Raw genomic sequence first — 3,709 nt, forward strand, 5'->3', positions numbered from 1 at the left:
GGGCGGGTTTTGCACCGCCGCGAGGGCACTTTGGGCGCCTCAGAGGCTGCCTTGGGGTGATTTGCGCTGACCTCACAGCGAGCGTGAGCGAGTGTGCGGTGTACGAGCTTTTTTGTTCAGTGGTTCCCAAGGGCAGCCGCCCTACCGCGACACCGCCCCGGCTGACGCACGGCTGGCGTGGGTCCGGATCTTTACAATAACGGGCATTTTGCCGCCAGCGCAATCGCTGGCCCTTGGCAGGGTGGCGCTGCACTGCGCCCCTGCCCTCATGCGGCGTGCCCATGACCTCGTTTGCCAAAGAAACCCTACCCGTCAGCCTCGAAGAGGAGATGCGCCGCAGCTACCTCGATTACGCGATGAGCGTGATCGTGGGGCGCGCGCTGCCCGACGCCCGCGACGGCCTCAAGCCCGTGCACCGTCGCGTGCTGTATGCGATGCACGAATTGGGCAACGACTGGAACCGTCCTTACAAAAAATCGGCGCGCATCGTCGGCGATGTCATCGGTAAATACCACCCGCACGGCGACAGCGCGGTCTACGACACGATCGTGCGCATGGCGCAGGACTTTTCGTTGCGCCACATGCTCATCGACGGTCAGGGCAACTTTGGCTCGGTCGATGGTGACGCCGCCGCGGCGATGCGCTACACCGAGATCCGGCTGGCCAAGATCGCGCACGAGATGTTGGCCGACATCGACAAGGAAACGGTCGATTTCGGGCCCAACTACGATGGCAGCGAGCGCGAGCCGCTGGTGCTGCCAACCCGGCTGCCCAACCTGCTGGTCAACGGCTCGGCGGGCATCGCGGTGGGTATGGCCACCAACATTCCGCCGCACAACCTCAACGAGGTGGTGGATGCCTGCCTGCACCTGCTGGCGCACCCACAGGCATCGGTGGATGAGCTGATGGACATCATCCCGGCGCCGGACTTTCCCACCGCTGGGATCATCTACGGCATCCAGGGCGTGCGCGAGGGCTACCGCACGGGACGCGGGCGCGTGGTCATGCGCGCGCGCTGCCACTTCGAAGACATCGACCGCGGCCAGCGGCAGGCGATCATCGTCGATGAGATCCCCTACCAGGTCAACAAAAAGGTGCTGCTGGAGCGCATTGCCGAGCTGGTGCGCGACAAGCGCATCGAGGGCATCAGCCACATCCAAGACGAGTCGGACAAGTCCGGGATGCGGGTGGTCATCGAACTCAAGCGCGGCGAAGTGCCCGAGGTGGTGCTCAACAACCTCTACAAGCACACGCAGCTGCAAGACACCTTCGGCATCAACATGGTGGCGCTGGTCGATGGCCAGCCCAAGCTGTGCAACCTCAAGGAGCTGCTCGACATCTTCCTGCAACACCGGCGCGAGGTCGTCACCCGCCGCACGGTGTTCGAGCTGCGCAAGGCGCGCGAGCGCGGGCACGTGCTCGAAGGCCTGGCGGTGGCGCTGGCCAACATCGACGAGTTCATCCGCATCATCCGTGAAAGCCCCACCCCGCCGGTGGCCAAGGCCGAGTTGATGGCACGCCGCTGGGACAGCGCGCTGGTGCGGCAAATGCTCACGCGCGCCCGCGCCGATGGCAGCGTGGTCAACGCCGACGACTACCGTCCCGAAGGTCTGGCACGGACCTACGGGCTGCAGGGCGACGGCCTGTACGCGCTGTCCGAGACCCAGGCGCAAGAAATCCTGCAGATGCGGCTGCAGCGGCTGACCGGCCTGGAGCAGGACAAGATCGTCGCCGAGTACAAAGAGGTCATGGCGCAGATCGACGACCTGCTCGACATTCTGGCGCGGCCCGAGCGGGTCACCGCCATCATCGCCGACGAGCTGCGCGCCATCCGCGCCGAGTTTGGGCAAACGGCCGCGGGCGCGCGGCGCAGCACCATCGAGCACAACGCGCAAGAGCTCGACACCGAGGACCTGATCGCACCCCAGGACATGGTGGTCACGCTCTCGCACGCGGGCTACATCAAAAGCCAGCCGCTGTCCGAATACCGCGCGCAGCGCCGCGGCGGGCGTGGCAAGCAGGCCACCGCGACCAAGGATGACGACTGGATCGACCAGCTCTTCATCGCCAACACACACGATTGGATTTTGTGCTTCAGCAACCGCGGGCGCCTGTACTGGCTCAAGGTGTGGGAGGTGCCCGCCGGCGGGCGCGGCTCGCGCGGGCGCCCAATCGTCAACATGTTCCCGCTGGCCGAGGGCGAGAAGATCAATGTCGTGCTGCCGTTGACGGGCGAGTTCCGCAGCTTTCCGGCCGACCACTATGTGTTCATGGCCACGGCGCACGGGGTGGTCAAAAAGACGGCGCTCGACGAGTTTGCCAATCCGCGCAAGGCGGGCATCATCGCGGTCGATCTGGACGAGGGCGACTACCTGGTGGGCGCCGCGCTGACCGATGGCCAGCACGACGTGATGCTGTTCAGCGACGCGGGCAAGGCGGTGCGCTTTGACGAAAACGATGTGCGCCCCATGGGCCGCCAGGCGCGCGGCGTCAAGGGCATGACGCTGGAGGAGGGCCAACAGGTCATCGCCATGGTGGTGGCCGAGGACGAAAGCCAAAGCGTGCTCACCGCCACCGAAAACGGCTACGGCAAGCGCACCCCCATCACCGAATACACCCGCCACGGCCGCGGCACCAAAGGCATGATCGCCATCCAGACCAGCGAGCGCAACGGCCGCGTGGTGGCGGCCACGCTGGTGCGACCCGATGACGAGATCATGCTGATTTCCGACCGCGGGGTGCTGGTGCGCACGCGCGTGGCCGAGGTGCGCGAAATGGGCCGCGCCACCCAGGGCGTGACGCTGATCAGCCTGGACGAGGGCGACCGCCTCAGCGGGCTGCAGCGCATCGCCGAGGACGATGGCGACGGCAGCGACGACGCCGCCAGCACCGCGGGCCCGGCCGCGTCCGACGACCAGGGTTGAGCCATGGCACGACCGTACAACTTCTCCGCCGGGCCGGCGACGATGCCAGAGAGCGTGCTGCGCCAGGCCGCCGCCGAGATGCTCGACTGGCACGGCTGCGGCATGGGCGTCATGGAAATGAGCCACCGCGGCGCGGCGTTTGGTGAGATCCTGGAGCAGGCGCAGGCCGACCTGCGCGCCCTGCTGGCGATTCCGCCGCATTTCCACGTGCTGTTCAGCCAAGGGGGAGCGCTGGCGCACAACGCCATCGTGCCGCTCAACCTGGCCGGGCGCCACCCCGAGCGGGCGATGGACTTCGTGGTCACGGGTGGCTGGAGCCAAAAATCGGCCCGCGAGGCGCAGCGCTACGGCGACGTGCACATCGCCGCCAGCAGCGCCGACGAGGGGTTCGTGTGCATCCCGCCGCCCCAGCAATGGCGGCTGCGTGAGCGCCCGGCGTACGTGCACCTGTGCAGCAACGAAACCATCCACGGGGTGGAATTCCACACCCTGCCCGACCTGGCTGCGCTGGGGTGTGACGCGCCGCTGGTGATCGACTTTTCCTCGCACGTGCTGTCGCGCCCGATCGACTGGGACCGCGTTGGACTGGCCTTCGGCGGCGCGCAAAAGAACATCGGCCCGGCCGGGTTGACGCTGGTGATCGTGCGCGAAGACCTGCTCGGGCACGCCCTGCCGATCTGCCCCACGGTGTTCGACTACCGCACCCTGGCCGAGCAACACTCCATGGCCAACACCCCTCCCACGTGGGCGATCTACGTGGCGGGGCTGGTGTTTCGCTGGGCGGC

General features: G+C 67.0%; 2 protein-coding genes. Both read left to right on the forward strand.

Annotated elements, in window-relative coordinates; all coding sequences use genetic code 11:
* Positions 1-281: 281 nt before the first annotated feature.
* Entirely contained in the window at positions 282-2,924 is a 2,643-nt protein-coding gene (gyrA, locus tag Tther_RS12765) for a DNA gyrase subunit A (RefSeq protein WP_143904466.1), read from the forward strand.
* A 3-nt stretch (positions 2,925-2,927) separates the two neighbouring features.
* Positions 2,928-3,709 (forward strand): 3-phosphoserine/phosphohydroxythreonine transaminase (serC, locus tag Tther_RS12770; RefSeq protein ID WP_143904468.1); only part of this gene is annotated, 782 nt, incomplete at its 3' end.

The sequence above is a fragment of the Tepidimonas thermarum genome (assembly GCF_007556705.1).
Lineage (GTDB): Bacteria > Pseudomonadota > Gammaproteobacteria > Burkholderiales > Burkholderiaceae_C > Tepidimonas > Tepidimonas thermarum.